Origin of the sequence: Cohnella phaseoli, from assembly GCF_003386235.1 — a bacterium.
Taxonomy (GTDB): Bacteria; Bacillota; Bacilli; order Paenibacillales; family Paenibacillaceae; genus Cohnella; species Cohnella phaseoli.
In genome coordinates this window covers 102229-121052 of record NZ_QRDZ01000020.1, presented here as the reverse complement: position 1 = coordinate 121052, position 18824 = coordinate 102229, and the positions used below count along the sequence as shown (strand labels likewise).

The 18824-nt window shown below is 54.5% G+C and carries 6 protein-coding genes; 2 read left to right on the top strand and 4 right to left on the bottom strand.

All coding sequences use genetic code 11. The annotated features are described in order from the left end of the window. Positions 1 to 130 precede the first annotated feature (130 nt). From DFP98_RS23180 to DFP98_RS23165, 4 genes are all read right to left on the bottom strand, one after another. Positions 131 to 9661 (bottom strand): S-layer homology domain-containing protein, encoded by a 9531-nt coding sequence (locus DFP98_RS23180; protein ID WP_116062990.1) that lies wholly within the window; start codon positions 9659 to 9661, stop codon positions 131 to 133. A gap of 453 nt (positions 9662 to 10114) precedes the next feature. Next, complete coding sequence (locus tag DFP98_RS23175; protein WP_116062989.1) at positions 10115 to 12529, bottom strand: glycoside hydrolase family 3 N-terminal domain-containing protein; 2415 nt, start codon at positions 12527 to 12529, stop codon at positions 10115 to 10117. Positions 12530 to 12567: 38 nt separating this feature from the next. Beyond that, positions 12568 to 14103 carry an extracellular solute-binding protein gene (locus tag DFP98_RS23170; RefSeq protein WP_246016661.1) on the bottom strand — a complete coding sequence of 512 codons (1536 nt, stop codon included), beginning with the start codon at positions 14101 to 14103 and terminating at the stop codon, positions 12568 to 12570. 166 nt (positions 14104 to 14269) lie between these two features. After that, complete coding sequence (locus DFP98_RS23165) at positions 14270 to 16573, bottom strand: helix-turn-helix domain-containing protein (protein WP_246016665.1); 2304 nt, start codon at positions 16571 to 16573, stop codon at positions 14270 to 14272. Between the two features lie 301 nt (positions 16574 to 16874). Here DFP98_RS23165 and DFP98_RS23160 point away from each other — a divergent pair, with 301 nt between their 5' ends. Together DFP98_RS23160 and DFP98_RS23155 are read left to right on the top strand one after the other, a co-directional pair. Beyond that, positions 16875 to 17735, top strand: coding sequence for an ABC transporter permease (locus DFP98_RS23160; protein WP_342772504.1), 861 nt, complete (start codon positions 16875 to 16877; stop codon positions 17733 to 17735). Between the two features lie 20 nt (positions 17736 to 17755). Continuing rightward, a complete protein-coding gene (locus DFP98_RS23155) occupies positions 17756 to 18631 on the top strand; it encodes a carbohydrate ABC transporter permease (protein WP_116062986.1) in 876 nt (291 codons plus the stop codon). Positions 18632 to 18824 lie beyond the last annotated feature (193 nt).

The following is an 18824-nucleotide window of genomic DNA, read 5'->3' as shown; positions in this document are numbered from 1 at the left end:
TGTGCGACACCGCCTAACCTTTTGGAAAATATCGCGTTAACCTCATTTTGATGATAATGATTTTCAGTAACCATGTAAAGAAGAAGCGCCCCGCCCCTACATCGAGGGATCGGGACGCCTTCAATTGCGTCTATTGCTCCAAAATCGTCTTCAATTCCGGGTCCAGCGTGAGCAGCTTCCAGAGCATCGTAACCGTCTCTGCGCGAGTGGCTTTGCCCTTCGGAAGCAGCTTTCCATCGTACCCTTGAACCAATCCGGCCTGCGCCGCGGCGTCTATCGACTGCCGGGCGAACTTCCCGGCATCCGTCATGTCCGTGAAGCTCGCCCGGCCCGTCTGCGGCAGCGCCGCTTCGTTCACCGGTCTCATCATCATGACGATCATTTCTTCCCTTGTTATCGTCGCATCCGGCCGGAAGCTGCCGTCGCCGTAACCTGTGACAATTCCATGCTTGGCCAGGTCGGCGATGTTGGCCTCCGCCCAATGCCCGTTCAGATCGGCGAAGATTACCGTCGAGTCGGATGGCGCAGGCGTGAACACGAACAGTCTGGCAATGACGGAAGCGAACTCCGCTCTCGTAATCGACTTGCTCGGCTTAAAGCTGCCGTCGCTATACCCGACGAGAACCTTTAGATTTGCAAGCTTGTCGATGGTCTGCCGCGCCCAATGCGTCGCGGTATCTGCAAACGCCGTCTGATTCGGGTCCGCCGACGCCAGTCGCTCCTTGATAGCCTGCAGCATCTGCTCCCACTGTATCAGACCTTTGTTAAAGATAGACGTCGCGTCTGGATCCGGCTTAGGCTCAGACGGCGTTTCCGGAGATGTCCCCGGGTTCTTGCCGCCGTTAGATCCGTTACCGCCTTCATTGCCGGAGCCGGAGCCGGGGCCTGTTCCCGGGTCCGGATTTGGCGTTGTCGAGCCGCCAATGGCAAATCCTGCAGCGTCCACCTCGTACTCCAAGCCCGATGCCAATACGACTTTGGCCGCAACCTTATAGGAGCCCTCCTTCGACAACGTCGTCAGCTTCTGTTCCGTATTGCCGTCGTAGGCGATCGGCGACCAACTCTCGTCATTGACTTTGTACATCGCCTTATCGATCTTAAAGCCGTCTACGACGTACGGAGACAAAGCTACCTCTACATTGCCGGCATATTTGCCGTCCGAACCCGCCGTTCCCTTCACCTTCAGCTCAAGCTGCGGCCTGGACGACTGCGTGTTCGTCACGCTGAATCGGTAGGTCGTCGCCGTACCCGACGCGCTTGCCGGCTGCACGGAAATCTTAAACTCGTTCACGGCGCCGCTTGCCGACAGCTGCAGCGTTTGATCGACGGACACGAAGCCCTTGCCCGAGCGAATCGGCTTGCCGCTACTGTCCAGCAGCGACACGGTCGCCTCGCTGTTGGACGCCGCCGCCACCAGCTGTGTCCGCTTCAGATCGCTTGCCTGCAGAGCGTACGCAGTCTGCCCCGGATCGAAGTCCAGCGGCACGCCGCTGAGTTTGACCGTGCTTAACGTTGCGTCCAGCACATCTGCGCTTTCCCGGAAGAACACCCCTTGAACGGAATGCCCGGCCTGGCTGAACTGTACCGTTGTCGTTTTCTTCTCCTCTGCGGAGAACGACAGCAGCCCTGCCGCGTCGGTGGCCACATACTTCGTCTCCAGAACTTGCCCCTCGGCATCGAGCAAATTAAGCAGCACGTTGCCGGAAGTAATCGGAGCCATCTTCATGTTCTGCATCGTCAGGTCCACACTCGTACGGGAAGCTGTATTCGTCTGTTCCATCGTCAGCAGCACTTGGTTTTCATTGTACTTGAGCGCCAAGTTGTCGAGCGTCACTTTGGCCTCGTTGTCGGAATCGTCGAATTCTTTGAGCGGCTGACCTTGCGCATCCTCCGCCCAACTGTGCAAATAAATCGTAATCCCGTTATCCGGGATTTCCGTCAGCCCATGCCGGATCAAATACGCACGGACATCGAATTCCACCGTCTCGACATATGCACCTTGATCGATCAGGCTCAGAGCGTCCGCATCCGAGATCGCAATGACATTGCCGATTCTCGTATCGTCCGTGAACGGGTTGCCCTCGTACAGTGCGAGCTTAACGACGCGCCCCTTGCCGCTCGACGTTGTGCCGTTCTTGTTGTAGACCGGAATGGACAGAACGCGCTTGCCAGCCTCTTCCTTCATCACTTTAATTTTCGAAATTCCCGTATCCGGCACATCGAGCCGCAGCGTGCCTGCCGTCGATTGCCGCTCCCCATCGGCGAAAACAACTTCAATCTGATACGCCGCATCCGCAATCGGCGAAGGCACCGTATAATAGGCAATCAAGCCTTGGGCGCTGTTCGGTACGAGCGACAAATTGGCATAATTCGTCTGCGCCCCGTTAATCGTAATGTCCACCGATTGAATTGCGGACAAACCTTGGTTCACGACATTGAACTGAATCGGCAAGTCGTATCCGGCTACGATCTCGCCGGGGTTATAGACCACTTGATCCGCATTGAACTGATTATGGTACGTTGCGCTGGCCGTATACATGGCGCTTACCGTCTTGGACACCGTAACGGGAATGGCGTCTCCTCCCGCTTGGCCTTCCTGCTTCGGCGTAATCGCGCCCACAACCTCCGTATCGGTCGTATACGTCGTGCCCAGCAGCAAGGCTCTAATCTCCGTCCCCGCGCTGTTGGCGACATACGCCGCAATCGTATCAATGGCGGTATCGTCCGGCATCGCTCCCAGCTCCATGACGCCCGACAGATACAGCTCCCCCCCGCTAAAGCCGAGCTTCACGGCCTTCAGCGCGTCGCGGCTAATTGTCTCTCCGGAAACCGTCTCGACCTGCGCTTCCTTCCAGATCAGCGACAGATGCTCCAGCTTGCGGTCCGCCTGCGGCATTTTCGCAAACACAAAGTTCGGATGAATTCGAACGTTATTGTACGCCTTCACCGCGCTCAAGCTATCCACGAATTCCGAATACACTTCTCCGTCCCGGTTGAACGCCAGCATCCGGATATCCTCCGCAGCGCTCTCGTCCTCGCCGCTTGTCGTATACCAGGCCATCACAAAGCGTTCCGTCCCATCCGGGAAAATAACGCTCGTCAACTGCGGATTCTCGTTCGCGTTGCGGTCGTAGGTCACCTGCAGATTTTTCACGACGCCTTTGGTTCTCCAGCCGGTGGTTGCGGCTGCCGGGTCCGCCGACGTATCGATGACCGCGTACACAATCTCGTTATCCGTTCCGGCGACATACTGATCTGCCGGGATAGACTCTGTGTTGCCTTTGTTTACCGTATAGACGACGGCCGTTGTCCCGTCGGTCAGCGTCTCCGCCGACATTCCCATAACCGTACCGTTCGTGCCGTTATACAGCGTCTCGACATCGCTCCACACGCCGCTGGCCGTATCGTACACCGTGTACATAATGCTGTCCGATTCGGAGAAATCCAGCGGATTGTCGATATTGGACGAATAGACGCTGCGATACGCGACGACGACTTTGCCGCCCCCGACCGAGACGATTGGCGCAATATCGGGGTTTTGGTTGTCCGTCAGACGTTTCGTTATCCAGTTCGTTCCGTCATAGACGGCAACCATGATCTCGGCGCTGTTGTTCATCAGCAGCATGTCGGCGCCGGTCAGCTCTTCTCCGGCTTCCTTGCCGATTTTATCCTTCTGTCTGACCCAGACGGCGGCGACCAGATTGCCCTCTCCGTCAAGCTGCAATCCCGTATCTCCATAACCTTCAAGCGCAGCGTCCGTTACAATCTCCCCGCGCGGATCGTAGCCGCCCTGACCGTTGCGAACCGCCCAAGCGGCAGCCGTATCCTCCACATTCGCGCTGTTGTTGTCGGACAGGTAGACGAACAGCGAGCCGTCCGCAGCCACCTGCGGATTGGAATACGGATACGCATTGGATTCCAGCACCTGCGGTCCGCCCGGCGCGCCGGCAAGCAAACTTCTTCCCGCGCTGGATGGCGCTTGCCGCCATGAACGATCGTATTCGTCCAGATAGCTGCGATCCTCCACCGTCTGCGAGTTGAATACCTGCATCGGATCTTCGCCGATAGACCTCATATAAGCCAGGATGGCAACCTCTGCATTGGATGCCATAAGCGGCATCGTCGCATGCTCTTTCCAGTAATCCTGAATGTTGTCCCAGTTTTTCGACAGCCACGTATGGCTGTAACGCAAGGAAGCAAAGTCGTGCTGAATCGAGATAAACAGGAACTTAATGACAACGCGTATGCCGACAATACTTTCCAGCGTCAGCTTGTTACCGTACAATACGCGATCGCTGCTGTTTTGCAAATAATTCCGATTCAGCCATGTGCTCGTGTTCTCCAGCGTAATTTTGCCGAACACGCCGATTTTGGCCGCGATAATCGAGTAGTCGAAGCCGATGCCGCCGAACGCTTCGATGTAAGCAAGGACGCGCAGCGAGGTCAAATAATCGTTAACGCTCTCCAACTGCGGATTGCTCCACGGGTTGCCCGGCACTTCGTCGAACAGAACGGAAGCTCTGAAACCGACCTCGAGACCGCCGCCAATCTTTAACGAGAACGTCACCGGTATGAAGCCCGCTTGAACGTTCCAGGACCACGAATACTCGAAGCCTCCGCCTGCATTGAAGCCCCCGCCATGCACGACAGCTTCCCAAGCATCGGTCTTCACATTGTACTTGATCTCTCCAATGTAGTATCCGCCTGCGCTGAACGGAATGTTCTTGCCGGAATGCCCGGCTATGTTTTTGGCAAGCTGGTTTTTCTGATCCGCCACATATTGCCCCATCGCGATCTTGTACAGATCGCCGGCGCCGGGCGCAAAGTTGTTATTCGATTTCATGAACTGTACATCGCTGCTGCCCTGTGTCGACGCCATCTTGTCCAGCGAAGCCGACATAATCATTTTGAACACCATCGGGTCGTCCGTCGGATACACTCTCATCGCGAGCGGACCGACGTCCATTTTCAGATTGCCCAACAGGCTCAGCGTTTCCAGAACGACCTTATCGTTATTGCTCGGACCCTTCGTGCTTCCATTGGTGCCGTTCATATCGCTTTTCAGCTTCTGAAGACCGGAGCGAAGCTCCGCAGCGCTGACCTCGGAAGCGCCGATCATATTGACGAGCGTAGCCGTCGACGTGAAGCTTTTGCGGAAGCTGTCCGGCTTGTCGTACAGCTTGAAATGCACCGAGCCCGATTGCGCTTTGTCCAGCCAGATCGTATCTTTATTCAGCACTTGGACGTGACGCGTCAGCCACAGATCGGAGAACGGATACTTGAGCGTCTGGTAGGATTGCCCTTGCGGAGCAAGACCTGTGCTGTTCTCCAGCACGGCATAAGCCTCTTGATCCGCCTCTTCTCCCCACCATAGCAATTCGGTCGTCAATTGAATGCTCGGGTACGCATTGTTAGGACCGTACTTGCCGCGGTAATCGCGAATATCGGTTTTGACGCCTTTATCGCTGCTTGCGACGAACTGATTTACGATGACAGGCGTCGGCTGCTGCCGATCGTTGCCGATCATGTTGACGATTTTGTCGCCGATGAGGATGCGGTCGATCGGGCTTGCATCGCCGTTCAGCGCGACCAAGCTCGGATTATAGCGGTCGCCCTCGAACCGGGTTTCGACGATGAACTCCAGCTTGTCCTTGGCGGATAGATCCGCGGCATTCTTCTCCCCTGCGGCCACGGAATAAAAGTCCGTCGTATCGAAAATAATTTCCAGCTTGCCGTCGGCAGCCAGCGTCTCGGTAATACCCGAACCGCCAATCTCCGTCGCTTCTGCATAATTGCCGTTCTTGTATACGCCGCCGCGATAGGTCACTTTGCCGGTGTACGGCTTGCCGTCGGGCTTCTTGAAGAACAGCTCGACCTTCGACAACTGGCGAAGCTGCAAAATATTAATCGGATACAGCTCCAACTGAGCCGGATTTCCTTCCTGCGACAGCAATCTGTCCTGACTGAACACGCCGGTATAGGTCGAGCCGTCAAATACGGAGGTCACATACGCATCGCTCGCAATGCCGCTCTCGTCGTACAGCGCCAATTGTCCGTTGGCATCGCTCTTCACCGATTTTTCGGCGCCTGCGCCGTTCGTGTAGGTCAAAGTCGTTTCCGTCTTCGGATAGAGCTGGAACAAATACAGCTTGTCCTTCAGCGTCTCGACAGTGAGATCGAGCTCGGCCTTCATGCCGGTGCGGGCATGCGTGGCGGTAATCGTCGTCCTGCCGTCGTTCGTGCCGCCGAGCAGAAACTTCTGCTTCGGCTGATAGGAGGAATTATTGAACTTCTCGATATCCTCGACATAGCCGTCACTGCGATGATAGATGGTGCCTGCGTCATTGTTGGAGGATTTCCACGCGATCTGATCGGTAATCTCTCCCAGATCGTCGTAGTCCTTGTTGTTGACGCCCAGCTCGTTGTTCAGCAAAATATTTCGCTTTAAGGCGATAATTTGATCGCTTGTCATCTGCTTAATGCGGTCGACGTTGCTCATCTTGTAAGAGGTAGCCGGTTGACCGTCGATTTGGATTTGCACCGCATCGTTCTTATACACCTGCAAATACAACGAATCGTACGACCAGGTCGCATCCGTGCTGTTCTTCACAGCCAGCGTTATGGCGTATACGTCTTTGATTTGCCTGCTTCCGGTTACGGGGGCGATATTTAAGCTGTAGCTTCCTCCCGTCGCTGTCACATTGCCATCGCTAAACTGGCCTGTCGTTTGATCGAATACGATGCGGCTGTCCGGTATAAGCACGCCATTTTTAGTAATCTGAAACTCAAATTCGCCCCGATTGACCGGATCGAAATGGTCGAGCGTCCATCTGATCGGCAGCGTGCCGACGGAATCGACTACAAACTGACCCATCGACTTGTCCAGCGCCACTGTCGCCGCTTCCGATCTCACGACGATATACGATAGCGCGGACAGCGTGGACTGCGCATTTTCCGGGTTAACCGTACCGATGCGAACCGTGTAGCTCGGCACATTGCTGCTCGAGATGTCCTTCATATAAGAGCCCGGGATCTTAAAGCTTGTTGCGTTGATCAGCTCGGCAGCGGTCGGAGCTTCCCAGCTCTGCGTCGGCTGCTGTGCGGCAAGCTGCGCCTCGTCCCAAAATCCATCGTACAGCTCCAGCTTGAAGTTGGCGTCCTGCACCGTGCCGCCCGCTCCGGCCAGCTCTTTATAGCGATCCATCACATTGGTGGACCACAGGATGTTCGCGTCCTTGTTTTTGTTGACGTATACGCGGTTGGCAAAGCTCGGGACGACTACGGCCGCGGAACCGTCCGCACTAATCGTAATCGTCTGCGAAGTCACCGTCGCTTCCGCCGCTTCTCCGTTGTTTTTGGCTGCCAGCGTAAACGTCACCGTGCCGGCTGTCTTGGGAAGGATGGTTCCGTCGGCCGTAATCCCCGCGATCCTAGTATCGCTGCTGCGCCATTCGAATTGATCCGGCGTTGTATAGGTCGCATTCGGCGGATATGCGAACCCCAGCTTGGTTGCCGTCGCATCGATCAGGTTCACCACATAAGGCGTACCGGACGGCCAGGTTGCCGGGTAGGTGATCGACAGCTCCGCAGAGGAAATATATTTGGGCGTTGTAACCTCCAGATAGGCAAATCGATCGGCCAGCATTCCCATATCTTCAGCGTTGCCGACGGCTAACGCGCCCGGAGTCGTATTCCGGTTATAGAAAATTTTCGCGCGCAATTGCTTGCCGTCCGTGGCTGCATCTGCGTCCGTCAGCGCGTCGAATATCGTTTGTGTAATTTGCAATTTCCCTTCCAGAGCGGGCGGGGAAATCGGAAGCCCGTCTTCTCCCGTCTTCCAGTCCAGATCGATGACGCCAACGGAGCGATCTCCAAGAGATACCTTGACGCGTTTGGCAATCTCTTCGGGAACCGTAGCTCCGTCAATCAGCCAATCCTCCTGATTGTCGCCGGTTACCAGATTAACCGTTACCGTCGCCGTATCGCCAATCAGATAAGAGGATTTATCCAACGCAATCGAGCCGAATACGTCTGAACGCGCATAGTCCAGTTCAATGTTTGGCGCATTCGTGTAATCCTTGTTCCAGGACATTAGGCCATTACGGTCCTGAAGATACTGTGTCGGCTCTTGGTGCTGGTAATCGTCATCGGAGATGACGTAATAATTCGGCGCACTCTCGCCATCGGATTGCTTCACATTTAATCCGGTATACGTTTCCCCGCTCTGAGTCGTTTGCCGATAAGCCGCAACAGTAGACTTGTCCAGCACGGCCTGATAATCGTATCTATAGGACATCGCCCCCCAACCGTACTGTTGTCTGACCGCAGGCACAACAAGGGCAGGCTGCGCAATCAGATTGTTGTCCAGCATCAGCCTGGGTTGAAAGTCGTAGCCGCTGGGACTGGAATGGATGACCGGTTGACTAAATAAGATCTGGATCGGCAAAATTTGCCCTGTCGTATAGAAGCCGCTTGTAGAGGAGGCCCGCAATATGGAATTGAGGCCTATATAACGGCTGTGAACCCCGTTTCGCATGGCGTATTCGAAAAAATTCGGAATGGTGGCAATGCCTCCGTTTCCGCCGTCATTGCCCGTTTTGGATGCGAAAGCCAGATAAGCGCCGCCGTTATACGAATGAGTGAAGTGTTTTGTCGTGCCGTTGCTAAAGTTGAAATCCATGTAATCCAGGTTTTTGAAATGGTGAAAATGAAGATAATCGGCACGGGCGTATCCGGCCCATACCTGATCGCGGAATTGATCCGGCTGCTTTTCCGCTTCTGTGCAATCTACAGGTCGCGCAGGGTTTCCAACCATTCTCCGGCAAGAAAAGCTCCAGATCGCCGAGTCGTTAACGGTACGAGTTGCAAATGTGACTTCCTTCGTCGTCTCCCCGGGGCTAAACGTCACCGTCCCCGTTGGGTTGGTCGGGCCCGGAACGGAGCCCTGCGTGCCTGCAATCTGCTCGTAGTCGAAGGACACTGCGACATTTTGCGCCTTGTTGAGCTGGAAGGTGATTTTCGGGTCTTTATCCACGATTACATACTTCGTTACAGTGACATAGACCGTATCTTCATAATTGACCGCCGGGTTGGCAAACGGCATCATCCGCTGTGAGCTCGTTGTCGGCTCGCTGAGCGAATTGCCGTTCTCGTCGACAAAATTCAGCCCGCCGTCTTCCTCAATCTGCGCCAGAAAAGAATCGAGGCTGTCCAGATGCTCGGGAGATATCCCCGCTCCCCCCTCTTCTCCCGCCGGCAGCAGGCTCGACAGCCGCTCCTCGATGGCGATCATTTCCTTAAGCGCCGCAAGCGTTATCGGCTCGCCATCGACTTCGGCGGTTTGCGTCAAGTCGACGCTCACATCCGCCAATAGCTGTTTCATTTCCTCTAATGTATAGACTTGGCCGTTTAATAGAATAGAGTAATTCAGCAGTTGGCCGTTCGTATCCGCCAGGCCCAGCTTCTGAAGCGTCTCCAGCATCGCGGGCGCCTGATCCGCTCCGTACTCCTCGGTTAACAGACGAAGCAGCTCCGCATTGTAGTCGGCGCCGCGTCCTTCCCCTTGCGTCGTCGCGAATGCCGCTGTTGTAAAGCTTGTCGCCACCATCGCGAACACTAACAAACAAGCGACGAATCTTTGAAATGGAATGAATAGCTTCATTTCCTTCTTCCTCTCCATGCGCAATCAGCCGATCATCCATGAAGATTCGGCATCTGCTTCATTCTATCGCCCGGCTAATCGAGCGCACAGAGAAGGAAGTCATGTTTTTTGTCATATGACAAACTGGAATTAAATCCTAAATGGTAACGAGCGAGCGGCCGGCCGACGTCCGATTGAACCAGCAACGAAAGCTTGTTCATTCTTGAGACTTTTCAGGCTAAAGCGGGTTTCCCGCTTTAATTGTGCTCCCGCCCCCATTTTGAGCCGAATAAAGCGGATTATCCGCCTTAAATTTACAAATACTTCTATTTCGGAAAAATAGAGCGGGCTTCCCGCTTTAAATCGACGATTTCCTCCTTATATTCCGATTTAGCGCGGATTAACCGCTTTAATAATTTCCCCAGACATCAACAACCAAAAGAGACCGGCTCGCGCCGGTCCCCCTCATCTCTATTAATCCGCCACACGAAGCATCAGACTACAGCTCGGCTCGGAATCGCCGCCGATCATCGCTTTGATGCGGCCGGCTTCTACGACGTTGGCCATGTCGACGTTCCAGACGCCAAGCTCCTTGGCCGTCAGGCTAAAGCTCAGCGTGCGCTTCTCGCCCGGCTCAAGCCAGATCTTCCGGAAGCCCTTCAGCTCCTTCACGCGCCGCGTCACAGTCGCTTCCATATCCTTGATGTACAGCTGCGCAACCTCCGCTCCGCCCATCGTTCCCGTGTTTTCCACATCGATCTCGATTTCGAAGCTCTCTCCGGCCGCCAGTTGCTGAAGCGTCCGTTCCGATGCAACGGCTCTCATATTGGAATAGGCAAATTCCGTATAGCTTAGCCCGTACCCGAACGGATACAAGACCGGCCGCGGACAATCCGCGTATCTCGGATCGTAGCCCTGATCCTTGCGATTGTAGTATGCCGGCAGAGACATGGACGAATACGGAATCGTAACGGCCAGCTTTCCGCTTGGGTTCACGGCGCCGAACAAAATCTCGCCAAGCGCCCTGCCGCCCTCCGGTCCGGGATACCAGCCTGACAGGATGGCCTGGCAATCCGGGGCCACCTCGGCAATGGCGTGCGGTCTGCCTTGAATCAGCACAAGCGCGATCGGCGTTCCGGTTGCGGCAATTGCGCGAATCAGCTCCGACTGCACGCCGCCCAGTCGCAAATCGGCCAGATCGACGCCTTCGCCGCAGTCCATATCGGACGGCTGTCCGTCCTCCACGATCGCCGCGCCGTTAATATCGAACTTCAGCTCGAAATTACGCGCGCTGCTGCCGCCCATCACCAAGACGGCAACCTCGGACTGCCGCGCCAGTTCCACCGCTTCGGCGAAGCCGTCGCGCGATTCGTCGCGAACGGAGCAGCCCTTGGCATAGACCACCTTCGCATCTCCCGACACCTCCCGGATTCCTTCCAACACCGTCGTGCCGGAGTTCGGACGCTGAATGGCGGTATAGTCGCCTAGCTGATGATACAGGGCATCCGCATTCGGGCCGATCACGGCGATTTGCCGCAATCCGGCGCCAAGGGGTAACAGCCGGTTTTCGTTTTTCAGCAGCACAACGCTTTCTCTGGCCAGCTGCAAATTCACTTGACGCGCCGTCTCGTTGCCCACGATCTCCGCAGCCGATTCTTCCGCCGTGTACGGATTCTCGAACAAGCCCAGCTGGAATTTCAGCTGCAGCACGCGCCTGACAGCCCGGTCGATGAAGGACACTTGCACTTTCCCTTGCAGCACGGCCTGCTCCAACGTGCTGAACGCCTTGTCCCACAGACTGATATCGACGCCCGCAGTTAAGGCCAAAGCTGCCGCGGACTCATAGTCGCCCGTCAAAGCCAGCAAACGATCGACCGCCGTACCGTCGGCCATGACAATCCCGTCAAAGCACCATTCCTCGCGCAAAATGCCGGTCAGCAGCTTGCGGTTCGCATGGCAAGGAATGCCGTCAATTTCGTTGTAGGCCGCCATACAGCCGAGCGCTCCGGCCTCCACGCCGGCTTCCATGCCCGGCAAATGAATTTCGCGCAGCTCGCGCTCGCCGATTGAAGCCGGAAAAGCATTCATTCCGCCTTCGCCCGCACCTTGCCCGCAAAAATGCTTCAGCACCGCCGCCACCTTGTTCGACGCAAGCTGAGTTTGCCCCTGCTTCCCCGCCTGCTCCGAGTGCCCGGTCTGCTGCCCCACATCCGGCTGTTTCCCAACCTGCGATTGCCCCTCTTGCTTCTGCCCCGCCGTCTCCTCTTCAGACCGCCGATACCCCTGCAGTCCATGAACGGCCGCTTTCGTAAACTGCGCCGTCAAGTGCGGGTCCTCGCTGAAGCATTCCTCGGAACGGCCCCAACGCGGATCGCGCAGTAGATCAAGCGTGGACACCAAGCCCAGATGAGCGCCCCTCGCCCGAATTTCAGCGGCAACCTGTGCATAGGCTTGCTCGGCGAGCTGCGGATTCCAGGTTGCGCCGATGCCGATATTGGTCGGCGTCAGCGTCCCGTCCAAAGCTTGATGTCCATGGGGACATTCCTCCGAAAGCATTACCGGGATGCCCAACCTCGTATGCTCGATGAGATAGCGCTGAATCTGATTGGCGACCTTCGCGCTGTCCGCCGCCGTAATTCCGTTCTCGTACGTCACCTTGGACCACGGGTCGGCGCGAAAGAGGCCGTAAAGCGCCCCCATCCCGCCGCCCGCGGCGACTTCCTCCATGAACGCTTCGGTCAGCTCGAAGCCGTTCTCCGTTTTGCGATAGGCATTCCAGCCGTACATCCGCTGATTCAGCTGGCCGACCTTCTCCTTGAGCGTCATTCTGCCCAGCAAATCCTCTATCCGCGCTTCAATGGGGGCCGTTTGATCCCGATAAAGTTCCATCGCTTTGCTCCTTAAACCTTTGAATTAGCCGATTCCGTTTACTGCTTAGCCTGCAAGAAAGCCTGGAACTGCTCGTTATACTTCTCCACCACTTTATCCAGTCCGGCAGCCTTCATTTTCTTCAGAGCGGCAGGGAAAGCCGTCTCGTAATCCAGCAGACCCAACTTGATCGGCAAAATGCTGGTATTAAATTCCGCCAGCGTATTCGTATATTCCACGCTTACCTCGGTCGCATCGAAGTTAAATCCCAACGTAACGCTGTTGACGGCGTCCGTGCTCTGGCTCGCCCGATATTTCAAAATCGTCGGATGCGTATTGGCCGCCCAGCGGATCATCTCCACATGTCCCAGCATCCAGGAGGCGACCTGATAAGCCGGAGCGCCGTTGCTGTCGAGCTTCAAATCCTCTTTTAGCCCGTCGCCGATATTTTTCCAATACTCACCCTCAGGCCCGTACAATACAAGATCAAAGTTATCCTGGCTGCTGAACACCCAATTCAGAAATTGCACAGCCGCTTCCGGATGCGGCGATGTTGCGCTAACGCCGTTGGAATTCCGCACGCCGTACGATCTGAATTTGATCGACTCGTTCAAGAAATAGCCTTCCAGCTTCGCTCCCGGCACTTTCTCGCCCACTTTGTCCGTAACGCCGTCGCCTTCGCGGAACAGAAAACGTCCCATCTGCTCCTCATTGTTCACAACCTCGGTCGGCGCCGTCAGCACGTCCGGATTGACCAGCCCCTTCTGATAAGCCTCGCGGAAGAAGGCAACGTCTTTCTTAAACTCCTCGCTCTCGATCCAGGAAGAAACCTGGCCCTGCTGATCGATTCGAATCAGATTTTGAAATACGGTAAAAGGATACGTCTCATACGTAGGATGCAAGTAATAAGCCGGCTCGGTATTCAGCGTCCGAATGAACACATTTTTGTTCGCATCCGGCCAGCTGCTCTTCAGCGTCTCCGCCAGCTTCAACAAATCGTCGGCCGATTTCGGCGCCTGCAGCCCGTTTTTCTCCAATAAATCCTGACGAACCGTAACCATGCCGTCCGCATAAGCGCTATCCAGCCAGTAGTTCGGCACAGAATAAATTTTACCCGAAATTTTAACCGTATCCCATACCCAATCCGGCAAGCTCTTCTTAAGTTCAGGACCGTACTCGTCCAAATATTCGTCGATCGGAATGATGCCGCCGTTGCTGGCCAGAACGTTCGGGCCTTTGTTGTCATGCATAATGTGGATCAGCTCGAACTCTTCGCCTGTCGACATCATCAGGTTCGTCTTCTGATCCCACACATCCCAAGGAATGTAGATCGCCTCATACTGAAGATTCAGCCCGTCTTCCTCCAGCTTCTTGTTGATCGCCGCTTCGCCCGCCTTCTGATCCTGCGGCGCCGTTCCCGGCATCACATATCGGACCAGCTTCTTCTCGCCGTTGCTCTCTTGGGCGACTTCCTTGCTTTCCGTGCTTCCCGTATTCCCGCCGGCGGCCTTGCCGCCCTCCGACGAGCTGCAAGCGGAAGTTATAGCGGATAAAGCGACCAGCAAACCAACCATCGGTAACCAGACTTTTTTCATTCGGATACGCTCCCTTTTTTGTAATGATGGTCCTTCCAATGAAACCGTCCCCATCATAATCAAGGCGGCAAGCGCGGGTAAACTTCAAAAATTGCGAATCCCTTTAATTCGGCTGCAACCGCCGCTAGATTTAATTCGATTTCATTCACTTTATGAGAATGGCCCGCTATTCTCCGGGTTCCGCCTCCTGATTGCGGTGGAGGATCGCATCGTTGCGATACTGCACGGGCGACATGCCGTACTTCTTCCGGAACAGCGTAAAAAAGTAAGTCGTATTATGAACGCCGACCTTCTCGCTAATCGCCTGGACCGATTCCGTCGATTCCAGCAGCATTCGCTTCGCCAACTCCAGTCGAACGTCCTTCAAATAATCGTTAACCGATTGCTGATACTGCGCTTTGAACAGCTTGCCCAAGTAGCCTGGCGTTAGACCGACATAATCGGCCAAAAAATCGACGGAAATGTCCGGCTTCCAATAATTTTGATCGATATACGCTTTGATCGTGCTCATCTGCTCCGTGCTGCGGTTTTTGGCCTTGGCTTCCATCTGTTCGCAGATGCAGCGGCACAAGGCCGCCAAATCCGCCGCAAACGCCTCCAGCGTTTCATAGGAAACGGCGTGAAACGCCATACGCGCGAACAATTCCCGCTGCTCGCCGACGGCCGAGCCCATCAGATTATATGGCTTGTTTAACTCCGTCAGCAGCTGCTGCAGCATATAGAGCGCATGATGATAGTCCGCTCCGTGCAGCGAGGCGATAAACTGATCTATGATGCGGACTGCCGCTTGCGCCTGATTCATTCGGATCGCTTCGATCAGCTTCTTCTCCAGCCCTTCCGGATATTCCATCTCGGACGCTGCGGAATCGTCAGCAGGCTCGTCCTTATAGAGCAGTCCCGGTCCCTGGAAAAAGCGCTTATACGTCATTTCCCTCGCCTTAAGATAAATATTTCTGATCTGCTCCGGCTCTTGATGAGTGCGGCCGACTCCGACCGTCAGCGATACTTTAAAATAGCTCTGCACCGTTCGCTGGATTTCCAGCAGCCGCAGCGTCAATTCGGGCGGATCGCCGGCATCCTTTAACTGCAGCAAAATCCCGATCTCATGCTCGTTAATAATGACGACCTCGCACTCGCTGCACGCCTCGTCTCCGGCCAGCCATTCCTGGGCAATGTTGCAAATCCCGAAACGGATCAGCGACTGCATATGCTCGGAATGCTCCTGCTTAAACTGCTGCAGACGATCGATCACCAGCACGACGACGTTAAAATACGGACCCGCCGGCGGCTCGGAAAACCGGTCGGTCAGATCGGTCTGGCTGCCGGTCAAATACTTGAACAGACCGCTTTTGCGGGCGACGGCCACGGCCGGCTCCATTTCGGTCACCTTACGGGCGATGCTGGAGTATGTCTCGTCGATCATATAAAACTCGTTTATCCGCTTGCTGGCCTCCGACGCCGATCTGCCGCCGGCAGCGGCTCCCGTAATTTTCTGATACAGTCGCTGAATCGGGTTGTACATCTGATTGGTCAGCCAAATGGACAGGAAGATGCCGATCCCGAAAATAATAAAGGCCACCGTTAAGGTAAGCACTTTAACGTTATTCAAATTAAAAAAAAGATCCTTTACCGGACTCACGCTGACAAAATACCAATGAAGCTCCTCCGATTTGACGAAGCTGACCAGGCTCTTCTGCCCGTCGACCGCAGCGCTGAAGCTGCCGGAATCGGCATTGTCCCGAAGAATTCGCTGCACATAATCCTGTTCGCTGAAGTTTTCCAGAAAATACGCCTCATTAGAATGGCTGAGAACGACGCCTTCCGTATTCATCGCGATCAAATACCTGGAGCTTTTATTTTGCAGCCCGCCGATCAACTGCCGCATGTAGTCCGCGTTGACGTTAATGACAATCGCGCCCTTCTTGGGCAAATACGAATTAAAGCCCGGCTGCAGCACGAACGTCAGCAATCGTTTCTCCCCGCCGAGACCGGGACTGCTTAGGGTGCGCGGGAAAAAAATCCCGTACTTTTTGTCCGCGGTATCGAGCTGCTCTAGCAGCTCCCGCTCATACTCAGCCGTAATGCCCTTCGAATTGATATAACGATCCGTATAGCCGTTGTATAAGCCAATGAATTCGATAAACGGGTAAGTCGCTTCAATGTTTTTCAGCGCATTTACCGTATAAAACTCTTCAATATAATCGACTTCCTTCGAATAGATCGAGGTCACCATCGACCGATTGCTGAGCAGATGATTCCCGATCTCGTAAACCTGCTCTTCGATAATGTTGGCGGCATAGCTTGTCTGGCCGAGCATCGACTCGGAAATTTTCCCGACATCTCGCGACGAACTGTGGGCAAATAGCGTAAACAGCGTCGCACAGATCAAGGCTACCAGGACAGAGGCCAGAAAAATAAAGCTTAAGAGCATGCTGCGATACGCCTGGTACTGTAGCAGCTTTGATTTCATCTTCAATGTCATCATCACCCGCCTACAGAATGCTTGGTTCACCCGCTTAGCCCCTTCATTATATATAAATTGTCTCCTATTTCATCCTCTTTCAATAAAATTGTAGGGATTTCAGAAATTCAAAGCCCGTTTCTCTCGGAAAGTAGCGGCTTTGCATGGAATCAAAGTTTACTCCCCCCCGCCCGTTCCTTACAGTGTAAACAAACACCCCCGACAGGAGATGATCCATTTGAGAATAGGGCGCAGCTTGTTGGCCGTTGTCCGGGAACTCGGCCGCAACCGTTCGGCTTACCTCCTTGCGATGCCCGCGGCTTTGTACACCTTTATTTTTGGCTACCTAACGCTCCCTTATATGCTGATTGCCTTTCAGAAATTTAATTACAAGCTGGGGATATGGCGTTCACAGTGGGTATGGTGGGAAAACTTTCATTTCTTCTTTGCTTCCGACCGAGCTTGGCAGGTTACCTTTAACACGGTGCGGCTTAACGTATTGTTTATCGTTTTCAGTACGCTGTGCGCTCTGGCGTTGGCCATTCTGTTTAACGAGCTGAAGAACAAATGGTTTTCGAAAATTACGCAATCGACGATTCTTTTTCCAAACTTCCTGTCCTGGGTCATTATCGGCTATGTCATCTACAGCTTGTTTGCCACCAACTTCGGATTAGTGAACAAAGCGCTCGTCGTACTCGGGATGGAGCCGGTGAACTGGTACTCTTCTCCGCAATATTGGGTGGCGATTCTGGTGGGAGCGAACATATGGAAGGATGTCGGGATCTCGCTCGTCATTTACTTGGCGGCCATAACGGGTATCGACGGAACGCTATACGAAGCTGCGCAAATAGACGGCGCCAACCGCTGGCAGCAAATCCGGCGCATTACGCTCCCTCTGCTCATGCCTACGGTATCGATTCTGTCCCTGCTGGCGCTGGGGAAAGTCATGTACGGAAGCTTCGATATGATCTATGCCATCATTAAAGACAACGGGCTGCTGTATCCGACCGTCGACGTTATCGATACTTATGTGTTCAGAGCTCTGCGCACGATCGGCAATCCGTCTCAAGCGATGGCTGTCGGCGTCTATCAATCCGTAGTCGGCTTCATTCTCGTCTTTGGCGTCAACTGGATCGTCCGTAAGAAAAACCCCGACAATTCCTTATTTTAAATAGGAAGGAATACATCCGCATGCCAAAAAAAACCTGGTTTGATTATGTGAACGTAATCGTCATTTCAGGCGTTGCCATCCTGTGCACGCTGCCGCTGCTGCTTGTGCTCATCGTGTCCTTCTCGGATGAAAGCTCCATTAGCGCCAACGGCTACAGCTTCTTTCCGGAGAAGTTGTCTACCGCAGCCTATAAGCTGCTATTCTCCGGAAATTCGCCGCTGCTCCAGAGCTACACCGTATCAATTGCCGTAACTGTCATCGGTACGCTGCTAGCCGTTCTGATGACTTCACTGGCAGGCTATACGCTGGCCGCCAAGCATGTCAAATATCGCAATCATCTGGCAATGTTCTTCTTTATTACGATGGTGTTCAATACGGGGCTTGTGCCGTGGTATATGATGAGTACGGGGCTAGGCTTGAAAAATACGCTGTGGGCGCTTATTATTCCATCGCTCGTCTTCTCGCCCTTTAATCTGTTTCTGGTGCGCAACTATATGAAGCAAATTCCGGACGGGCTGATCGAGGCGGCCAAAATCGACGGGGCGGGCGACCTGTTCATCGCTTTCCGCATCTTCCTGCCGTTAAGCATGCCGGTGCTGGCGACCATTACCTTGTTTTACGGAATCGGCTACTGGAACAACTGGTTTAACGCCATCATGCTGGTCGACAAAACCGAGCTGTATCCTTTGCAGTATTTGCTCTTCAAGCTGAACTCCGAGATCAGCATGATCCAGCAAATGCAGGCTACCGTATCCGGCATGGGAGCGGCCCAACTGCCCAGCGAATCGGTCAAAATGGCGACGGCCATTATGACGATCGGTCCGATCGTGCTGTTCTATCCTTTCCTTCAGCGCTATTTTATTCGGGGATTGTTGATTGGGTCGATTAAGGAGTAGAAAGGAAAGCATCAGAAACCTGCAAGCTTGGTCAGCACTCTTGCAGCCGCATAACATCGCAGTTGGGCGCTCTAAGCTTGGCCAGCACTCTTGCAGCCGCATAACATCGCAGTTGGGCGCTCTAAGCTTGGCCAGCACTCTTGCAGCCGCCCAACAATTGCGTTTGGGCGCTCTAGGCTTGGTCAGCACGCTT

Coding starts and splice junctions, on each gene's coding strand:
- DFP98_RS23180 (WP_116062990.1), bottom strand. CDS start 9,661: ATGAAGCTATTCATTCCATTTCAAAGATTCGTCGCTTGTTTGTTAGTG.
- DFP98_RS23155 (WP_116062986.1), top strand. CDS start 17,756: ATGCCAAAAAAAACCTGGTTTGATTATGTGAACGTAATCGTCATTTCA.
- DFP98_RS23175 (WP_116062989.1), bottom strand. CDS start 12,529: ATGGAACTTTATCGGGATCAAACGGCCCCCATTGAAGCGCGGATAGAG.
- DFP98_RS23170 (WP_246016661.1), bottom strand. CDS start 14,103: ATGAAAAAAGTCTGGTTACCGATGGTTGGTTTGCTGGTCGCTTTATCC.
- DFP98_RS23160 (WP_342772504.1), top strand. CDS start 16,875: ATGCCCGCGGCTTTGTACACCTTTATTTTTGGCTACCTAACGCTCCCT.
- DFP98_RS23165 (WP_246016665.1), bottom strand. CDS start 16,573: ATGAAATCAAAGCTGCTACAGTACCAGGCGTATCGCAGCATGCTCTTA.